Annotated in this window: 13 protein-coding genes; 5 read left to right on the top strand and 8 right to left on the bottom strand. The window is 69.3% G+C overall.

Annotated features, from left to right (window positions below; all coding sequences use genetic code 11):
* Nucleotides 1-218 precede the first annotated feature (218 nt).
* The 3 genes from L0U85_RS04300 to gsmA all read right to left on the bottom strand — a co-directional run bounded on the left by L0U85_RS04300 (nucleotide 219) and on the right by gsmA (nucleotide 5,032).
* Nucleotides 219-851, bottom strand: coding sequence for an A24 family peptidase (locus L0U85_RS04300; RefSeq protein ID WP_241376521.1), 633 nt, complete (start codon nucleotides 849-851; stop codon nucleotides 219-221).
* The gene (gene uvrA, locus L0U85_RS04305; protein WP_347177353.1) at nucleotides 852-3,752 is read right to left on the bottom strand and encodes an excinuclease ABC subunit UvrA; all 2,901 of its coding nucleotides are present in this window, start codon (nucleotides 3,750-3,752) and stop codon (nucleotides 852-854) included.
* Between the two features lie 179 nt (nucleotides 3,753-3,931).
* Nucleotides 3,932-5,032, bottom strand: a complete 1,101-nt coding sequence (gsmA, locus tag L0U85_RS04310; protein WP_241376523.1) for a sporangiospore maturation cell wall hydrolase GsmA — start codon at nucleotides 5,030-5,032, stop codon at nucleotides 3,932-3,934.
* A gap of 141 nt (nucleotides 5,033-5,173) precedes the next feature.
* On the opposite strand from gsmA, the gene typA reads away from it, so the two are divergent.
* Complete coding sequence (gene typA, locus L0U85_RS04315; protein ID WP_241376524.1) at nucleotides 5,174-7,045, top strand: translational GTPase TypA; 1,872 nt, start codon at nucleotides 5,174-5,176, stop codon at nucleotides 7,043-7,045.
* A 59-nt stretch (nucleotides 7,046-7,104) separates the two neighbouring features.
* Here the strand turns inward: typA and L0U85_RS04320 are convergent, their stop codons facing one another.
* From L0U85_RS04320 to mraZ, 5 genes are all read right to left on the bottom strand, one after another.
* Nucleotides 7,105-8,016, bottom strand: a complete 912-nt coding sequence (locus tag L0U85_RS04320) for a PAC2 family protein (RefSeq protein ID WP_241376525.1) — start codon at nucleotides 8,014-8,016, stop codon at nucleotides 7,105-7,107.
* 87 nt (nucleotides 8,017-8,103) lie between these two features.
* A complete protein-coding gene (locus L0U85_RS04325; protein ID WP_241376526.1) occupies nucleotides 8,104-10,239 on the bottom strand; it encodes a penicillin-binding protein 2 in 2,136 nt (711 codons plus the stop codon).
* A gap of 8 nt (nucleotides 10,240-10,247) precedes the next feature.
* Entirely contained in the window at nucleotides 10,248-10,817 is a 570-nt protein-coding gene (locus tag L0U85_RS04330; protein WP_241376527.1) for a hypothetical protein, read from the bottom strand.
* Entirely contained in the window at nucleotides 10,814-11,782 is a 969-nt protein-coding gene (gene rsmH / locus L0U85_RS04335) for a 16S rRNA (cytosine(1402)-N(4))-methyltransferase RsmH (protein ID WP_241376528.1), read from the bottom strand. Before rsmH ends, L0U85_RS04330 begins: the two co-directional genes overlap by 4 nt.
* A 16-nt stretch (nucleotides 11,783-11,798) precedes the next feature.
* A complete protein-coding gene (gene mraZ, locus L0U85_RS04340; RefSeq protein ID WP_241376529.1) occupies nucleotides 11,799-12,230 on the bottom strand; it encodes a division/cell wall cluster transcriptional repressor MraZ in 432 nt (143 codons plus the stop codon).
* A gap of 541 nt (nucleotides 12,231-12,771) precedes the next feature.
* Between mraZ and L0U85_RS04345 the strand changes: the two genes are divergently transcribed.
* From L0U85_RS04345 to L0U85_RS04360, 4 genes are all read left to right on the top strand, one after another.
* Nucleotides 12,772-14,016 carry a MurT ligase domain-containing protein gene (locus L0U85_RS04345; protein ID WP_241376530.1) on the top strand — a complete coding sequence of 415 codons (1,245 nt, stop codon included), beginning with the start codon at nucleotides 12,772-12,774 and terminating at the stop codon, nucleotides 14,014-14,016.
* On the top strand, nucleotides 14,006-14,725 hold the full coding sequence (locus L0U85_RS04350; RefSeq protein ID WP_241376531.1) for a glutamine amidotransferase: 720 nt from the start codon (nucleotides 14,006-14,008) through the stop codon (nucleotides 14,723-14,725). The genes L0U85_RS04345 and L0U85_RS04350 overlap by 11 nt, the downstream gene beginning before the upstream one ends.
* A 100-nt stretch (nucleotides 14,726-14,825) precedes the next feature.
* A complete protein-coding gene (locus L0U85_RS04355) occupies nucleotides 14,826-16,739 on the top strand; it encodes a beta-galactosidase (RefSeq protein ID WP_241376532.1) in 1,914 nt (637 codons plus the stop codon).
* A gap of 176 nt (nucleotides 16,740-16,915) precedes the next feature.
* Complete coding sequence (locus L0U85_RS04360; RefSeq protein ID WP_241376533.1) at nucleotides 16,916-17,530, top strand: NAD(P)-binding domain-containing protein; 615 nt, start codon at nucleotides 16,916-16,918, stop codon at nucleotides 17,528-17,530.
* Nucleotides 17,531-17,534: the final 4 nt, after the last annotated feature.

Consider the following 17,534-nt stretch of genomic DNA (forward strand, 5'->3'; position numbering starts at 1 on the left):
ATGACGTCGATGCCCTCGGTATGAGCGGCATCGAGATCCTCGGCCGCGGCGGGCGAGGCGCTGCCGGCGACGATGGCACCGGCGGCGCCCAGCGCGGCGGTGACGCTCAGAGCTTTACGAAGCATGAAGACTCCCTCGAATCGAACTAGACGTGCGGTCCGGATTGCCGGACCAATGCGGACTATATGCACGTCGGACGAGTTTCACCTACTTTATGGCTAATGTGAATCGTCGTTTCTTTTCGAGCTGTTCGAGTGGTTCCCCCGCCTTAAGAAAGCCAGTGCCAGCCCGGCCGCAGCTCCCAGGACCAACGCCGGCCCGAACGGGAAATCTTGGCCGTGCAGGGCCCTCACCACGAGCGCCTGTCCTCCGCCGATGATGCAGACTGCGACGAGGCCGGCCAGGGCCCCTTGCCAGGAGGCCCAGCCGAGGACCAGACCCAGCAGCCCGGCCAGCTTGACGTCACCGAAACCGACCTGGCCCGCGGCGCAACCGGCTCCGTACAGGGCCAGACCAGCCAGCGCGCAGGAGGCGGCTCGGATCATCGCATCGGCGTCCGAAGTGGCCAGCAGCAGCGCCGCGACGGCCGGGTAGACCGGCAGGACCACCACGTCGGGCAGGCGGCGTTCGAAGGCGTCCACCCACGCCGCGACGATGCCCGCCGAAGCGACGAGCGCCAAAGCGGCCCCGTGGAGCACGCTCTCGGCGCGCCACACTATGAGCAGCGCCGCCGCGAGGCTCGCGGCGGCGAGCAGGCGCGCGTCGGGACGACGGGCGGTGGCCAGAGCGACGCACCGGCCCAGTCCGGGACTCGCCAGGAGTGCGACTGCGGCCGCCCCGACGGCCAGCACCTAGCGGCGCTTGCGTCCGTTGCCGGACTTGGCCCGACGCGCCGCCGGGCCGTCGCCGTTGCCCTTGCCGTCCTTGCCCAGCAGTGGGCGCAGGTACGCGCCGGTGTGGCTGGCCTCGATGTCGGCGACCTCTTCGGGCGTCCCTGCGGCCACCAGCGTGCCGCCCTTGTCGCCGCCTTCGGGTCCGAGGTCGATGACCCAGTCCGAGCACTTGATCACTTCGAGGTTGTGCTCGATCGTGATGACCGTGTTGCCCTTGTCGACCAGGTCGTCGAGTACGCCGAGGAGTTTGCGCACGTCCTCGAAGTGGAGGCCCGTGGTGGGCTCGTCGAGGATGTAGACAGTCTTGCCCGTCGACCGCTTCTGGAGCTCGGAGGCGAGCTTGACGCGCTGTGCCTCGCCGCCCGAGAGCGTCGGCGCGGGTTGCCCCAGCCGCACATAGCCGAGGCCCACGTCGACGAGGGTCTTGAGGTGGCGGTGGATCGACTGGATCGGCTCGAAGAACTCGGCGGCCACCTCGATCGGCATGTCGAGTACGTCCGAGATCGTCTTGCCGCGGTAGTGGACCTTCAGCGTGTCGCGGTTGTAGCGGGCCCCGCCGCACTCCTCGCAAGGCACGTACACGTCCGGCAGGAAGTTCATCTCGATCTTGAGGGTGCCGTCGCCGCCGCAGGCCTCGCAGCGGCCGCCCTTGACGTTGAAGGAGAACCGGCCCGGGCCCCAGCCGCGCACCTTCGCCTCGGGCGTGCCCGCGAAGAGCTTGCGGACCTTGTCGAACACCCCGGTGTAGGTGGCGGGGTTGGACCGCGGCGTGCGCCCGATCGGGGACTGGTCGACGCCGACGACCTTGTCGACGCCGTCGACGCCGGTGATGGTGCGGTGGCGGCCGGCCACGAGCTTCGCGCCGTTGATCTCGGAGGCGAGCGTGTTGTAGAGGATCTCGTTCACCAGAGTGGACTTGCCCGAGCCCGACACGCCGGTGACGGCGACCATGCAGCCCATGGGGAAGGCCACGTCGATGTTCCTGAGGTTGTTCTCCCTCGCGCCGCGGACGACGAGTTCGCGGTCGTGTGTCCCAGGACGGCGCACCGCGGGAATCTCGATGTGGCGGCGCCCCGCGACGTAGTCGCCGGTGATCGAGCCCGGCGCCTCGGTGAGCCCGCCGACCGGGCCGGAGTAGATGACCGAGCCGCCGTGCTCGCCCGCTCCGGGGCCGATGTCGACGATGTGGTCGGCGACGCGGATGGTGTCCTCGTCGTGCTCGACGACGATGAGCGTGTTGCCGAGGTCCCGCAGCCGCTCCAGCGTGGCGATGAGCCGGTTGTTGTCCCGCTGGTGGAGCCCGATCGAGGGCTCGTCGAGGACGTAGAGGACGCCGACCAGGCCGGCGCCGATCTGGGTGGCCAGGCGGATGCGCTGGGCCTCGCCGCCGGACAGGCTGCCGGCCGAGCGCGCCAGGTTGAGGTATTCGAGGCCGACGTCCAGCAGGAACCGGAGCCTGGCGGTGACCTCCTTGACGATCGGCGCGGCGATCATCGTGTCGCGGGAGGAGAGTTCGAGCCCGGAGAAGAACTCCGAGCAGTCGCTGATCGAGAGGTTGCAGACCTCGTAGATCGATCTGCCTTCGACGGTGACGGCCAGGACCTCGGGTTTGAGGCGGGCGCCGCCGCACGTCGAGCACGGGATCTCGCGCATGAACTGCTCGTACTTCTCGCGCGTCCACTCCGAGTCGGTCTCGTGATGCCGGCGCTCCACCCACGGGACGACGCCTTCGAAACGGGTCTCGTAGGAGCGCTTCTGGCCGCGCTTGTTGCGGTAGGAGACTTGGAGGGTCTCGTCATAGCCGTAGAGGACCGCCTTGTGCGCGCGGTCGGGCAGATCGACCCAGGCGGTGTCGACGTCGAATCCGACGACCTCGCCGAGCGCGATGATCTGGTAGAGGAAGTAATCGCCCATGCCGACCGACGACCAGGGCGCGAGCGCGCCGTCGCGGATCGAGGCCTCCTGGTCGCGGATGACCAGTTCCGGATCTACTTCCTTGCGCATGCCCAGGCCGTGGCAGACCGGGCAGGCCCCGAACGGGGCGTTGAAGGAGAAGGTGCGCGGCTCCAGCTCGTCGAGCGTGAGCGGGTGGTCGTTCGGGCAGGCGAGCTTCTCGGAGAAGCGGCGGCGCCGCCCCGGGTCGTCCTCGGAGAGGTCGACGAAGTCGAGTTCGATGACGCCGTCGGCGAGTGCCAGCGCGGACTCGACCGAGTCGGTGACGCGCTGCACGGAGGAGGGCTTGACGACGAGCCGGTCGACGACGACCTCGATGTCGTGCTTCTCCTGCTTCTTGAGCTTCGGGACGTCGGTGAGGGTGTAGACCTCGCCGTCGACGCGGGCGCGGGCGTAGCCCTGCTGCTGGAGTTCGCTCAGCAGATCGGCGAACTCGCCCTTGCGGCGGCGCACGACCGGGGCGAGGACCTGGAACCGGGTGCCCTCGGGCAGGGCCATGATCTGGTCGGTGATCTGCTGCGGGGTCTGGCTGCCGATGGCCTCCCCGCACTGGGGGCAGTGCGGGACGCCGATGCGGGCGTACAGCAGGCGCAGGTAGTCGTAGATCTCGGTGATGGTGCCGACCGTGGAGCGCGGGTTGCGGGAGGTGGACTTCTGGTCGATCGACACTGCCGGGGACAGGCCCTCGATGAAGTCGACGTCGGGCTTGTCCATCTGGCCGAGGAACTGGCGGGCGTAGGCCGAGAGCGATTCGACGTAGCGGCGCTGGCCCTCGGCGAAGATGGTGTCGAAGGCGAGGGAGGACTTGCCCGAACCGGACAGGCCGGTGAAGACGATCAGGGAGTCGCGCGGGAGGTCGAGGTCGATGTCCTTGAGGTTGTGCTCGCGCGCGCCGCGCACGACGATGTTCCCCGTTGACAGTGGGGCGGGTGTTCGCTTGGCTGCGGTTTGAAGCTGCTCGTTGGCCACCGTGGCAATCTAACCTTCGGGTCCGACAGGTTTGGGAGGCCCGCTGTTCGATCGCGGGCCTCCCACGAGGCTACCCGGTTCCCAACTGCGATTTCTCCTCTGATGTGAGGAGCGCCTCAGCGGTCGTAGCGGTACAGGTCGTACTGCTTCATGATGCCGATCAGCTTGTCGGAGTACTTCGGATCGGTGGCGTACCCGGCCTTGTGGATCTCGCGGGCGAACCGGTCGGGGTCGCCCCTGTGGTCCATGGCCTTGGCGTAGCGCGACCAGCCCGAGAGCAGCTCGCCGTGGTCGCGGTAGGAGTCGCCGACGTTGTCGTAGGCGCGGAAGGTGGCGTTGATGTCGAAGCAGCCACCGGTGGGGCTGCACTCGAAGGTGCCGTAGTCGCGGCAGCCGATGGCGTGATCGCCGGGCGAGCCGAAGCACTTCATGCCGAAGATGTTGTGGTCCTCGCGAGCCAGCGCGCCCTTGCCCCAGCCGGTCTCCAGGATCGCCTGGGCGAGGGTCACGGAGGCCGGAACGCCGGTGGCGAGCCGGCTGGCCTGCGCGGCGGAGGCGTGGCGGTCGATGAAGGCCTGGTTGCCGCCTTTGGGCACGCTCGGCGGGTCCTGTCCGCACCAGGGGATCCAGGGCTCGCCCTTGTTCCATTCGATGTAGGCGGCGGAGACGAAGTTCTTGTCGCCGACGCGGTACCAGACGTTGGTCTCGCTGACCCTGCCGTCGACGGACTGTCCCCAGACCTGGCAGACGACGCGGGCGGTGGCGCCGTTGTCGTAGGTGCCGCGGCGGTTCGATCCGGAGTCGGCGGCGGCGCGGACGTTGAGCCTGGAGCCGGCCGTGGTGACCTTGGCGTGGGTCGGCTTCTTGCTCGCCATGGCGCACCAGGGGGTCTTGGGTGAACCGTCCGTCCATCGGATGTAGGCGTGGCTGACCCAGCGGTCGGTGCCGACTCGGAGCCACGACGAGGAGCCCCGGACATGGCCGTCGATGCGTTCGCCGCGGACCTTGCAGTGGACGGTGGGCGTCGCCCCGTTGGCGAGGGCGGTGACGACCTTCTGGTCGGTGGCGGGACCGGAGCGCACGTTCACGCTGCCTCCGGAGGTGGAGACGACGGCGCCGGTGACCTTCGCGTCGGCGGGAACGGATCCCGCCAGCATGATGGCGGCGGCCAGCACGGGGACCATTGCGAACCTGATGGAGATGTTCAATACGCCCATGAACAATGAGAGTACGAATGTGTCGCTTTTCTGTCAGTTGAACCACAAACGTGAGGTTTTCTCTTTCGTGGTGGAGTTCCGTGTCGGCCATCACGTGGCCTGACCGAGATTCCGGTCCGCTCTTAGGAGACAATTGGTGTCGTGTCAATACGCTCTGATCTGCGAAACATCGCCATCGTCGCCCACGTCGACCACGGCAAGACCACGCTCGTCGACGCCATGCTCAAGCAGGCCGGGGCGTTCCGAGAAGGCGCCGACGTCGACGACCGCGTCATGGACTCGATGGACCTCGAACGCGAGAAGGGCATCACGATCCTCGCGAAGAACACCGCGGTCCACTACACGAACCCCGCCGACGGCTCGCCGATGGTCATCAACATCATCGACACGCCCGGCCACGCCGACTTCGGCGGCGAGGTCGAGCGCGGCCTGTCCATGGTCGACGCGGTCGTCCTCCTGGTCGACGCCTCGGAGGGCCCGCTCCCCCAGACCCGCTTCGTGCTGCGCAAGGCGCTGGAGTCGCGCCTGCCGGTCATCCTGTGCATCAACAAGACCGACCGTCCCGACGCGCGCATCTCCGAGGTCGTCAACGAGACCTACGACCTGTTCCTGGACCTCGACGCCGACGAGGACCAGATCGAGTTCCCGATCGTGTACGCCTGCGCCCGCGACGGCGTCGCCTCGCTGAACCAGCCGAAGGACGGCACCGTCCCCGAGGACTCCGACAGCCTGAAGCCGTTCTTCGACACGATCCTCGACCACGTGCCGGCGCCCGAGTACGAGGAGGGCGCCCCGCTCCAGGCCCACGTGACGAACCTCGACGCCGACAACTTCCTCGGCCGCATCGCGCTGTGCCGGATCTCCCAGGGCGAGCTGCGCAAGGGACAGACGGTCTCCTGGATGCGCCGTGACGGTTCGGTCCAGAACGTCCGCATCACCGAGCTGATGATGACCGAGGCGCTCACCCGCAAACCCGCGGAGAAGGCCGGTCCCGGCGACATCTGCGCGATCGCGGGCATCCCCGACATCACGATCGGCGAGACCCTGGCCGACCCCGAGAGCCCGGCGGCGCTGCCGCTGATCACGGTGGACGAGCCGGCGATCTCGATGACGATCGGCACCAACAACTCCCCGCTGGTCGGCAAGGGCGGCAAGGGCCACAAGGTCACCGCCCGGCTGGTCAAGGACCGGCTCGACCGCGAACTCGTCGGCAACGTCTCACTGCGGGTCCTGCCCACCGAGCGACCCGACACCTGGGAGGTCCAGGGCCGCGGCGAGCTGGCCCTCGCCATCCTGGTCGAGCAGATGCGCCGCGAGGGCTTCGAGCTCACCGTCGGCAAGCCCGAGGTGGTCACGAAGACCGTCGACGGCAAGGTCCACGAGCCGGTCGAGCGGATGACGATCGACTCCCCCGAGGAGCACCTGGGCGCGATCACGCAGCTCATGGCCACCCGCAAGGGCCGCATGGAGACGATGACGAACCACGGGTCGGGATGGGTGCGCATGGAGTGGCTCGTGCCCTCCCGCGGCCTGATCGGCTTCCGCACCGAGTTCCTCACGCAGACGCGGGGCACCGGCATCGCCCACTCGATCTTCGAGGGCCACGAGCCGTGGTTCGGCGAGCTGCGCACCCGCAACAACGGGTCGCTGGTGGCCGACCGCCCCGGTTCGGTCACCGCTTTCGCGATGATCAACCTCCAGGAGCGAGGCGTGCTGTTCGTGGGTCCGGGCACCGAGGTCTACGAGGGCATGATCATCGGCGAGAACTCGCGTTCGGACGACATGGACGTGAACATCACCAAGGAGAAGAAGCTCACCAACATGCGCGCCGCCGCGGCCGACTCCACTGAGAACGTGGTGCCGCCGCGGGCGCTGTCGCTGGAGCAGTCGCTGGAGTTCTGCCGCGACGGCGAGTGCGTCGAGATCACTCCCGAGACGATCCGCATCCGCAAGGTCGTGCTCGACCAGCGCGAGCGCGGCCGGGCCGCCTCGCGCGCCAAGCACGGCAACTAGCGGGAACGACGAAGCGGGCCCGGCCTCAACGGCCGGGCCCGCTTCGCTGTCGCCTGTGCTCAGTCGTCGTCGCGCTTCTGGCGCTCCGCCAGGAAGTGCTCGAAGGCGGCTCCCAGCTCGTCCGCGGTGGGCATCCGGCCCTCCTGCAGCATCTCGTCGGCCTCGGCCGCCTCCGTGAACGAGTCGTACTGTTCCTCAAGGGACTTCACGACCTCGGCCACCTCGTCGGACTCGGCGACCTGCTCGGCGATGTCGGCGTCCACGCGCGCCCGGTCCTCCTCCAGCGCCGGGTCCGAGGGCAGGTCGAGACCGGTGGCCTCCCGGATGCCCTCCAGCAGCCGGATCGTCGCGGCCGGGTAGGTCATCTGCATCACGTAGTGCGGTACATGGACCGACAGCCCTATCGCGTCGCGCCCGGACTCGCCGAGGCGGTATTCGAGCAACCCCGCGGCGTTCCCGGGCACGGTCACCTCGTTGAACACCGGCCGGTTGTCGAAGACCAGTTCGGGGCGGGTCGCATGCACGGTCATGCCGAGGTCCCTGGTGTGCGGCACACCCATGGGGATGCCTTGGAAGCCGACCGTCAGCGGGACGCTCCAGTGGTCGATCAGGTCCTCGGTGGCGTCGACGAAACGCTCCCAGGCGAAGTCCGGCTCAGGTCCGGTCATCAGCAGGAACGGACGGTCCGACCGGTCGTGCATCAGGTACACGACCAGCTGCGGCGCCTCGAAGTCCGACCAGCGGTCCAGTGCGAACGTCAGGTTCGGGCGCCGGGACCGGTAGTCGATGAGCTGATCGACGTCGAACGACGCCACCGGCGTGTGCTCGAACTCGTCGAAGAGGTAGTCGACGACGCCGCGACCAGCCGAGCCCGCGTCCATGAACCCGTCCAGGAAATGCAGCAGGACCGCGCCCCGCGCCTCCGGAGGGTCGGCGAGGACGTCGCACAGTGCCCAAGGGTCAACGTTCAAAGCAATCGGCTCCTTCTTCTAGACGCCTTAGATGCTAACGTCCGGCGTCGGCCCGCCATTCCCCCGAGCACTGGGACCGGAGCGGGCTCACCCCCATACATCGAACTCGGGATCGGGCCCCTGCGAGGGCCGGACTCCGAAGTAGCCCAAAGCGAATTCGTTGATCTGCCTGAACGCGTCCCCGGTCGTCCCGCCGCCTCCGCCGCCGTTGGGCACGTACACGGTGACGGCCACGACGTACTGCGGGTCCTCCGCCGGAGCGAACCCGACGAAGGAGGCGACGGACCCCGGCGCGTACTCACCGTCCTTGACGAGTTTTCCGGTGCCGGTCTTGCCTGCGAGGCGGTAGTTCTCCAGGTGAGCGTTCTGTCCGGTACCGGTGCCGTCGGCGATCGGAGCCTGGAGCAGGTAGTGGAGGTCCGCGGCGGTCTTCTCGGAGACGACCCGGTGCGTCTCCGGCTCGCCGTCGTCCTCGACGACATCGCCTTCGGCGTCGATGAGGTCGTCGATCAGGGTCGGCTGGACGTACTCGCCGTCGTTGGCGATCGCGCCGTACACGGCGGCCATCTGGATGAGCGTGGCCGTGATCTCGTGGCCGATCGGAATCGATCCGAAAGAGGTTCCCGACCAGAGCTCGGGGTCCACGAGGAGGCCCGACGCCTCCCCGGTGACGCCGACACCGGTCGGCCGACCGAGACCGAAGGCCTGCTGGTACTCGTAGACCTTGTCCTCGCCGAGGCAGTCGGCGAGCAGGATGGTGCCGACGTTGGAGGACTGGGCGATCATCCCGGCCAGGCTCAGCGAGGCGTCGCCGTGCGGATAGGTGTCCTCGTAGATCTGCCCGCCCTTGTTGATGGTCTGCCCCATCGGCATGGTCCCGTCCGCCTCGATGCAGCCCTCCTCCAGGGCCGCCGCGAAGATGATCGCCTTATGGATCGAGCCGGGGTCGAATGTCTCCTGGGTGGCGTAGTCGCGGTAGACCTCCTCGTCGTCCACTTCGAAAGGGTCCGCCGCGTCGTACGTCGGTGTCGACGCCATCGCGAGCATCTCGCCCGATCCGACCTCCATGACCATCGCGGAGCCGAACTCGGCGTCGTTGTCGTCGACGGTCTCCTCAAGGATCTTCTGCACCTGGAACTGCAGGTCGGCGTCGAGGGTGAGCTGGACGTCCTTGCCCGGTGACGCCGGCTCCTCCCGGTAGAACGCGCCGGGTATCGGCTGCCCCGACCCGCCCCGCTCGTACGCGACCTCGCCGTCGGTGCCCCGCAGCCAGTCGTCGTAGGACGACTCCAGGCCCGCCAGTCCCTCGCCGCTGTCGCCGCCGGTGAAGCCGATGACGTTGGCGGCCAGGTCGTGTCCGGGCACGATGCGGCGCTCGTCGTCGCCGATGATGATGCCCGGGTCGTCGATCTCGGCGATCTCGTCGCCGGTGGCCAGGTCGACGCCGCGCTGGAGGTAGGCGAACTGGACCGGCTCGCCCTGCGGGGTCTCCCGGGTGGCGATGAGCGGCTCCAGCTCCGAGGCGCGGCGGCCCAGCAGCGGCCCGAGGTCGGCGGCCAGCTCGGCCGGGTCGGCTTCGACGCGGGTGGGGTCGACGGCGATGTAGTTCGCCTCGACCGAGTAGGCCAGGGCGTTCCCGTTCCTGTCGAGGATCGACCCGCGCTCGGCGGGGATCGGCTCGGTGACGAGGCGCTGGTTGAGCGCGTCGGCGGCGTAGGCGGCCGAGTCGGTGACCTGGAGTTGGACGAGGCGGCCGCCGGAGACGAGCAGGAGGATGAGGACCAGCGCCGAGGCGAACCGGAGCCGTCTGGCGGGGCTGCCGACGCGAGGCAGTTCGCGGATCTGGCGGACCTTCGGCGCGGCCTCGCGGGAGGGCCGCCTCGGAGAGGGCGTGCCGGGCCGCCTCGGGGCGGGGCGTCGGGCGGGTGCCTCCTGGCGCGCCCGCGGGGCCTCGGGAGCGGGTTCGCGCTGGCGTCGCTGACGTGAGCGGGCGGCGGCCTCCCGGCGCCGCCTGGCGGCGAGGTCCTCGGTTTCGCGCTGCTGGGCTTCGCGGCTGCGAGCACGGCGGGCGGCCTCGCGGTCGCGCGCGCCGTGCTCGCGGGCGCGGTTGTCCTCGCCCGCGTCGGATGCCGCCTCGCGGACGGTGCGTCCGCGAGGCGTGTAACGACGCGCCCGGCTCATCGAGGAGGGGTCGCGCCGCTGACGGGGATCGGACTCGGCCATCGAGGCTCTTACTCCCCGCCCCAGGGCACTTCGACGGTCTCACCGTCGGGCAGGTACAGGAACGTGACGTTCTTGGGCTTGACCATCCCGAACTCGACCGACCGCGCCTCCAGGTTGTTCGGCGAGTTGAGCTCGGAGAGCTCGGAGTCGAGCGCCTGCTCGGCCTGGTTGAGCTCGGTGTTCTCAGCGCGCAGCTCCTGAAGGTGGAACGCGTCCTCGTTGATGACGGTGTTGAGCAGCAGCAGCCCCACGATGCCCGCGACGACCAGTGCGACGACGCCGCCGACGAACGCCGGGCGCGGCATCTCGACCGGCTCGGGCGCGGGCTTCGCCTTCGGGCGCTCGACCGGGCGGGCTCGCTCGGTCGGGATCGCCTCGGTCTCGCGCTCGTGGATAGGAGGGGACTCGACCGGGGCGGCCTCGGGCTGCACGGCGAGCGAGCCGTCGACGACCGGAGTCTCGGCGGCTTCGCCGACGAGGGACCGTCGCCGCGAGGACGCGGCGCGGGCCCTGCGGCGGGCGGCCCTGATGATCTCGTCGGCGTCTGCTCGGGGCCGACGGTAGGGCGCGTTGCTCATGAGTCGCCTCCTTCTCCGGTGGACGTTGCTACCCGTTCGGCGGCGCGCAGTCGCGCGGGCGCCGATCGCGGGTTTCGGTCGAGTTCGGTCTGGGTCGGTTGTTGGGCTTTCCTTGTCAGGAGTCGAAAGGTGGGCGCGGTTCCGGGGAGGTCGACCGGCAGGCCGGCCGGGGTGGTGGAGCTGGCCCGGCGGGCCAGCTCGTGCTTGGTGATGCGGTCTTCCAGCGAGTGGTAGGACATCACCACGACGCGCCCTCCGGGGGCGAGCGAGTCGAGCGCGGCGGGCAGGGCGGCCCGCCAGGTGTCGAGTTCGCCGTTGACCTCGATGCGCAGGGCCTGGAAGGTCCGTTTGGCGGGGTTGCCGCCGGTGCGTCGGGTGGCGGCCGGGATGGCGTCCCGGACGAGGTCGGCGAGCTCGCGACTGGAGGTGATCGGGGCCTTGGCGCGGGAGGCGGCGATGGCCTTGGCGACGCGGGGGGCGAACTTCTCCTCCCCGTATTCGCGCAGGATGCGCACGAGCTCGGGCACAGGGTAGGTGTTGACGACGGTCTCGGCGGTGAGCTCGTCGTCGGGGTTCATGCGCATGTCCAGGGGCGAGTCCTGGGCGTAGGCGAAGCCCCGCTCCGGCTGGTCGAGCTGCATCGAGGACACGCCGAGGTCGAACAGGATCGCGTCGGCGGTCTCGTGGCCGCTCGCGGCGAGCACGTCGGGGATCGCGTCGTAGACGGCGCGGGCCGGGACGAAGCGCTCCCCGAAGCCGGCGAGGCGCTTGGAGGCGAGCTCGAGCGCGGTGGGGTCGCGGTCGACGCCGATGACGGTGAGGCCGGGGTGGGCGGACAGGAGCGCCTCGGTGTGGCCTCCGGCGCCGAGTGTGGCGTCGACGGCGATCGCGCCGGGCCGGGATGCGGCGGGCGCGAGGTATTCGAGCACCTCGTCGAGCATGACGGGTACGTGCGGTGCGTTCATGTCACTCACCTCCTTCTCACAGTCCTTCGGGCAGGTCGCCCTCTTCGATGTCGGCGAAGGCCTCCTCGGAGGCCTCCAGGTAGTCGTCCCAGGTGGTCGCGTTCCAGATCTCGACCCGGTTCGAGGCGCCGATGACGACCAGGTCGCGGTCGAGCCCGGCGTACTCGCGCAGTCGGGGCGGGATGGTGACTCGGCCCTGCTTGTCGGGGACCTCGTCGTGGGCCGAGGCGAAGAACACCCGGTTGTAGGCGCGGGCGGTCTTACTCGACATGGGCGCCTGCTGGAGCGCCTCTGCCAAGCGGGAGAACTCGTCTTCGGGGAAGACGTAGAGGCAGCGCTCCTGGCCCTTCGTCATCACCACCCCCTCCGCGAGTGCGTCTCGGAACTTCGCGGGGAGGATGACGCGGCCTTTGTCGTCCAGGCGCGGGGTGTGGGTGCCGAGGAACATCGGCGCCACCCCCTGTGACTTTCAGGCTGCGCGGCCTCCGGTGCCGCGTCGGTGGAAGCCCCCTCCCACCAATGCGCCCCACCATACTCCACTTCCCCCCACCGTTGGGGGTTGTTTCGCTCGGGCATTCATGATTCGGGTAGCGAAGCCGCAGTTCAGCGTCGGTGGAGAGAAGTGGAGTGACGAGCGGACGACAACCGCCTAGATGGTGAGATTCACTCGGAGTTCATCCCTTCGGGTTCACAGGGCCCGCAAACGGAAACCCCGACGCGCGACCGTGCGCGTACGCTGGGCAACACGAACGGACACTCTGCGTGGGCTCGAACGGACCCGACGTCACGTGATCGCCGTGGACACTCGATGCGTGAGGACGCGACTACCGAGAGGCGGGTGTCGATGCTCTCGGCACCACTTACTGGATCTCGATCCGAGTGGCGCAATGAGCCTCACCCACCCCTCCCGCTCAAAACGCCCGCCCCCGACCGTGTGACAAACTCTTCTGCATAGTCGTCGAGTCCGATCAAGTGGAAAGCGAGTCCGCATGAGCGCGAACCTGACCCCACGCGCGAAATTCGCCACAGCACTGCTCCGAACGGCTGCGGTGCTGTCGCGGGCCACCGGGCGCGGTGACGGCTCGGTCATCGGCGGGCGCGTCGGGCTGATCGTCGAACCCCGGCTCCTCGAACTGCTCGCCGACGGACGCCACGTGGTCCTCATCTCGGGAACGAACGGCAAGACTACGACCACCCGGTTCACCACCGCCGCGCTGGAGGCCATCGGGAAGGTCGCCACGAACTCCTTCGGCGCCAACATGCCGACCGGGCACACCACCGCGCTCGCCAAGTCCCCGAAGGCGACCTACGCGGCCCTCGAATGCGACGAGCACTACCTCGGGCAGCTGCTCGACGCGGCGCACCCGAAGGTCGTCGCGCTGCTCAATCTGTCCCGTGACCAGCTCGACCGCGCCATGGAGGTCACCGCGCTCGCGCAGAAGTGGCGCCAGACCCTCGAGATGTCGGCCGGGCAGACGACGGTCGTCGCCAACGCCGACGACCCGCTCATCGTGTGGGCCGCCTCGGTCTGCGAGCGCGTCGTGTGGGTCGCGGCCGGCCAGAGCTGGACCGCCGACTCCGCGATCTGCCCCAACTGCGGCTCGCACCTCGACCGCTTCGGCGAGTTCTGGCGCTGCACCAACTGCGGCCTCAATCGGCCCAGTCCGCAGTGGTCCGTCGCGCAGGCCGGCGAGGCCGTCGTCGGCCCCGACGGGCGCCGCTACGACCTCAACCTCCAGCTGCCGGGCCGCGTCAACCGGGCCAACGCCGCCACCGCGCTCGCGATCGCGAGCCTGTTCGGGGTCGAACCGGCCCAGGCGGCGCCGAAGCTCTCGGAGGTCACATCCGTCGCCGGTCGCTACGCGAAAGTCGAACGCGACGGCAGGCACCTGCGGCTGCTGCTGGCGAAGAACCCCGCGGGGTGGCTTGAGTCGTTCGACATGATCGAGAAGACCCCGCCGGTGGTGCTCTCCCTCAACGCCCGCGAGGTCGACGGCTTCGACACCTCCTGGATCTACGACGTCGACTTCACGTCACTGGCCGGCCGCAAGGTCGTCGTCACCGGAGACCGGCGCACCGACCTGGCCGTCCGCTTGGAGGTCGACCGGGTCGACTACATCGTCGTCGACGACATCAGGGCGGCGATCGCGGCCGTGGCCCCCGGGCCGGTCGAGGTCGTCGCGAACTACACGGCGTTCCAAGACATTAGGGCGGAATTCAATCGTGTCAATTAGCACACTGCGCATCGTCTGGCTGTACCCCGATCTGCTCTCGACGTACGGCGACCGGGGCAACCTGCTGGTCCTGGCCCACCGGGCCCGCGCCCGCGGCATCGAAGTCGAACCGATGCAGGTGCGAAGCGACCAGCACATCCCGCACGGCGCCGACATGTACCTCATCGGCGGCGGCGAGGACGGCCCGCAGGCGGTCGCCGCCGAGCGCCTCCTCGACGACGGCGCGCTGGTCAAGGCCGCCGACGCCGGCCGGCCGATCCTCGCCATCTGCGCCGGCTACCAGCTTCTCGGCGAGTCGTTCTACGCCAACGGCCGCTGCTACCCGGGCCTTGGCATCCTCGACCTCCGCTCAGACCGCGGCGAGTCGCGCGCCGTCGGCGAGATCGCCGGCGAGGGCTCGGCGGCTCTCGACATCGGCCCGATCACCGGCTTCGAGAACCACGGCGGCCGCACCCACCTCGGCGAGGCCGTGCAGCCCCTCGCGCACGTCTCCGCCGGCATCGGCAACGACGGCGTCACCGAGGGCGCCTGGGCCGGGCACGTCGTCGGCACCTACATGCACGGCCCGGCGCTGGCGCGCAACCCGCGCCTGGCCGACCTGCTGCTGTCTTGGGCGATGGGCATCGACCCGAGGACGATGCCGCAGGTCGACGACGCCTGGCCCGAGCGCCTGCGCGCCGAACGGTTCGTCGCACTCGCGCCCGAATGATCGGCCTAAGAGGCTTTGGTCCAGAATCGGTAGGCAATCGCTTCGAACCGAGTTAGTTTAGTCAAACAACTAACTCGTACCTCACCGGGAGGACACCCTCATGGACTGGCCCAAAGGCGTCGACGGCCTGTGCTACGGCGGCGACTACAACCCCGAGCAGTGGCCCGAGAACGTCTGGGACGACGACGTCGCGCTCATGCGCGAAGCCGGAGTCAACCTCGTCAGCGTCGGCGTCTTCTCTTGGGCCAGACTCGAACCCAAAGAGGGCGAATACGACTTCGACTGGCTCGACCGCGTCCTCGGCAAACTCCACGACGGCGGCATCGGCGTCAACCTCGCCACCCCGACCGCCTCCCCTCCGCCGTGGTTCACCCTCGCCCACCCCGACGCGCTCAACGTTCGCCCCGACGGCACCCTCCAGGTCCACGGCTCACGCGACACCTACGACGTCCACGCCCCCGCCTACCGCGAGGCCAGCCGCCGGATCGCCGCCGAACTCGCCGGGCGCTACGCCGACCACCCCGCGCTGGCGATGTGGCACGTCCACAACGAATACGGATCCACCAGCCACTCCCCGCACGCCGAGCGGGCCTTCCGGGTCTGGCTCCGACAGAAGTACTCCACGCTGGAGGCCCTGAACGACGCCTGGTGGGGCTCGTTCTGGTCGCAGCGGTACTCCGAGTGGGACCAGATCCTCGCCCCCCGCGCCACCCAGTACCTGACCAATCCCGCCCACGAGCTCGACTTCAAGCGCTTCACCTGCGAGGCCATGCTCGACCACTACCGCGAGCAGCGCGACATCCTCCGCGAGGCCGCCCCCGACGTCCCCATCACGACCAACCACGTGTTCGGCCAATGGGTGCCCGTTGACCAGTGGCGGTGGTCCGAAGAGGTCGACCTCGTCGCCTTCGACTCCTACCCCGGCGCGCCCGACGAACGGGCCGAGCAGCAGAGCGCCCTCCACGCCGACCTCGCCAGGTCCTGGGCCGGCGGCAGGCCCTGGCTGCTCATGGAGCAGGCCGCCGGATCGATCCACAGTGCCGACGGCTCGATCGCCAAGAGCCCCGGCCGCATGGCCCGCCACTCCATGATCCACATCAGCCGCGGTTCCAAAGGCGCCATGTTCTTCCAATGGCGGGCCGGGCGCGGCGGCGCCGAGCAGTGGCACTCCTCGCTGGTCCCCCACTCCGGCAAGGACACCCGAATGTTCCGCGAGGTAGTCGAGTTCGGCAACGCCCTGCCGGGCATCGCCGATGCCGCCGACGCCCCCGTCGAGGCCGACGTCGCGATCCTGTGGAGCCCCGAATCCTGGTGGGCCACCGGCGGGCACGCCTCCCTGCCCGCCAAGATCGACTACCTGGAGAACGTCGCCCAGATCCACCGGATCCTGCGCGACCGCGGCGTCACCGTCGACTTCGCCGCCCCCGAAGGGGACCTCGGCAAGTACTCCGTCGTCATCGCCCCCACCACATACGTGCTCAGCAAGGCCGCCGCAGAGAACCTCCGCTGGTTCACCGCCGGCGGCGGACGCCTCGTCGCCTCCTACCTCACCGGCGCCGTCGACGAGAACTGCCAGGTCTGGACCGGCGGCTACCTCGGCGGCCTCACCGACCTGTTCGGCATCCGCGTCCTCGAGCACCTCCCCCAGCCCGCCGGAGAGCAGCGGGCACTGTGGAACTTCGGCGGCGCCGAGCGCTTCTGCGAACTGGTCGAACTGCGCGGCGCCCAATGCGTCACCCAGTACGCCACCGGCGACGTCATCGAGAACCAGCCGGCGGTCACGGTGAACCCGTTCGGCGAGGGCGAGGCCTGGTACGTCTCCTGCAAACTCGCCGACGACGCCTGGGACCGGCTCTTCGAGGCCCTCGAACTCAACGGGCCCGGCCTCGCCGGCGTCGACGTGGTCGACCGCGGCCGGTGGCGCTTCATCATCAACCACACCGACGCCGAGGCCCAGATCGGCCGCATCATCGTCCCCGCAGGGGCGTGGGCGGTCGACAAGCGCCCCGATTAGCCGAAACCGCACCCTGACCGCCATGCCGGCCATAGGCTCGCGCCTATGGGCGACGACACGAGGCAGAACCCGCCGTGGTGCGGTCCGGGCTACCCGAAGACCCCGGCTCCAGAGCCGTCGGGATCATCAGAGACCGCGCGCCCGCGGGCGCGGCACGACGAACCGCAGGGGGACGCATGGAGGTCCTGATCGCGGGCTCAGGCAACATGGCCCGGGGCATCGGCGGCCGCATGTGCGCAGGGAAGCACCGGGTGCGCATCGCCGACCGCGAGCCCTCCAAGGCCGTGACGCTCGCCCGGGAACTGGAGCACGAGTCGACCGGTGAGGCATTCGAGAGTGTCGGCGACGCCGACATCGTCGTCCTGGCGACGCCGTACCGCGGGAGCCTTGAGGTCGCCCGGCGCTGGGCCGACCAGTTGGCGGGGAAGGTCCTTATCGACATCTGCAACCCGGTCGACACGGCCACGTACGACCGACTGGTCACCCCGCCCGACAAGTCCGCGGCCGAAGAGATCGCAGAGATAGCACCGGACGCGCTGGTGGTCAAGGCCTTCAACACCACCTTCGCGACTCGGCTGTCCGCCTACGGCGCCCTCGACGTCTTCATCGCCGGCGACGAGGAGAAGGCGCGCGGCAGAGTCGCCCGAGTCTGCGAGGACGGCGGGCTGCGCCCGATCCAGGTGGGCGCGCTCAAACACGCCAGGGCGCTCGAAGCGTTCCAACTGCTGCACATGAAGGTCCAGGACCAGATCCGAGGCAACTGGTCGACCGCCCTCGCGATCGAGTACTGAGGCC

The sequence above is a fragment of the Glycomyces sp. L485 genome (assembly GCF_022548875.1).
Taxonomy (GTDB): domain Bacteria; phylum Actinomycetota; class Actinomycetes; order Mycobacteriales; family Micromonosporaceae; genus Glycomyces.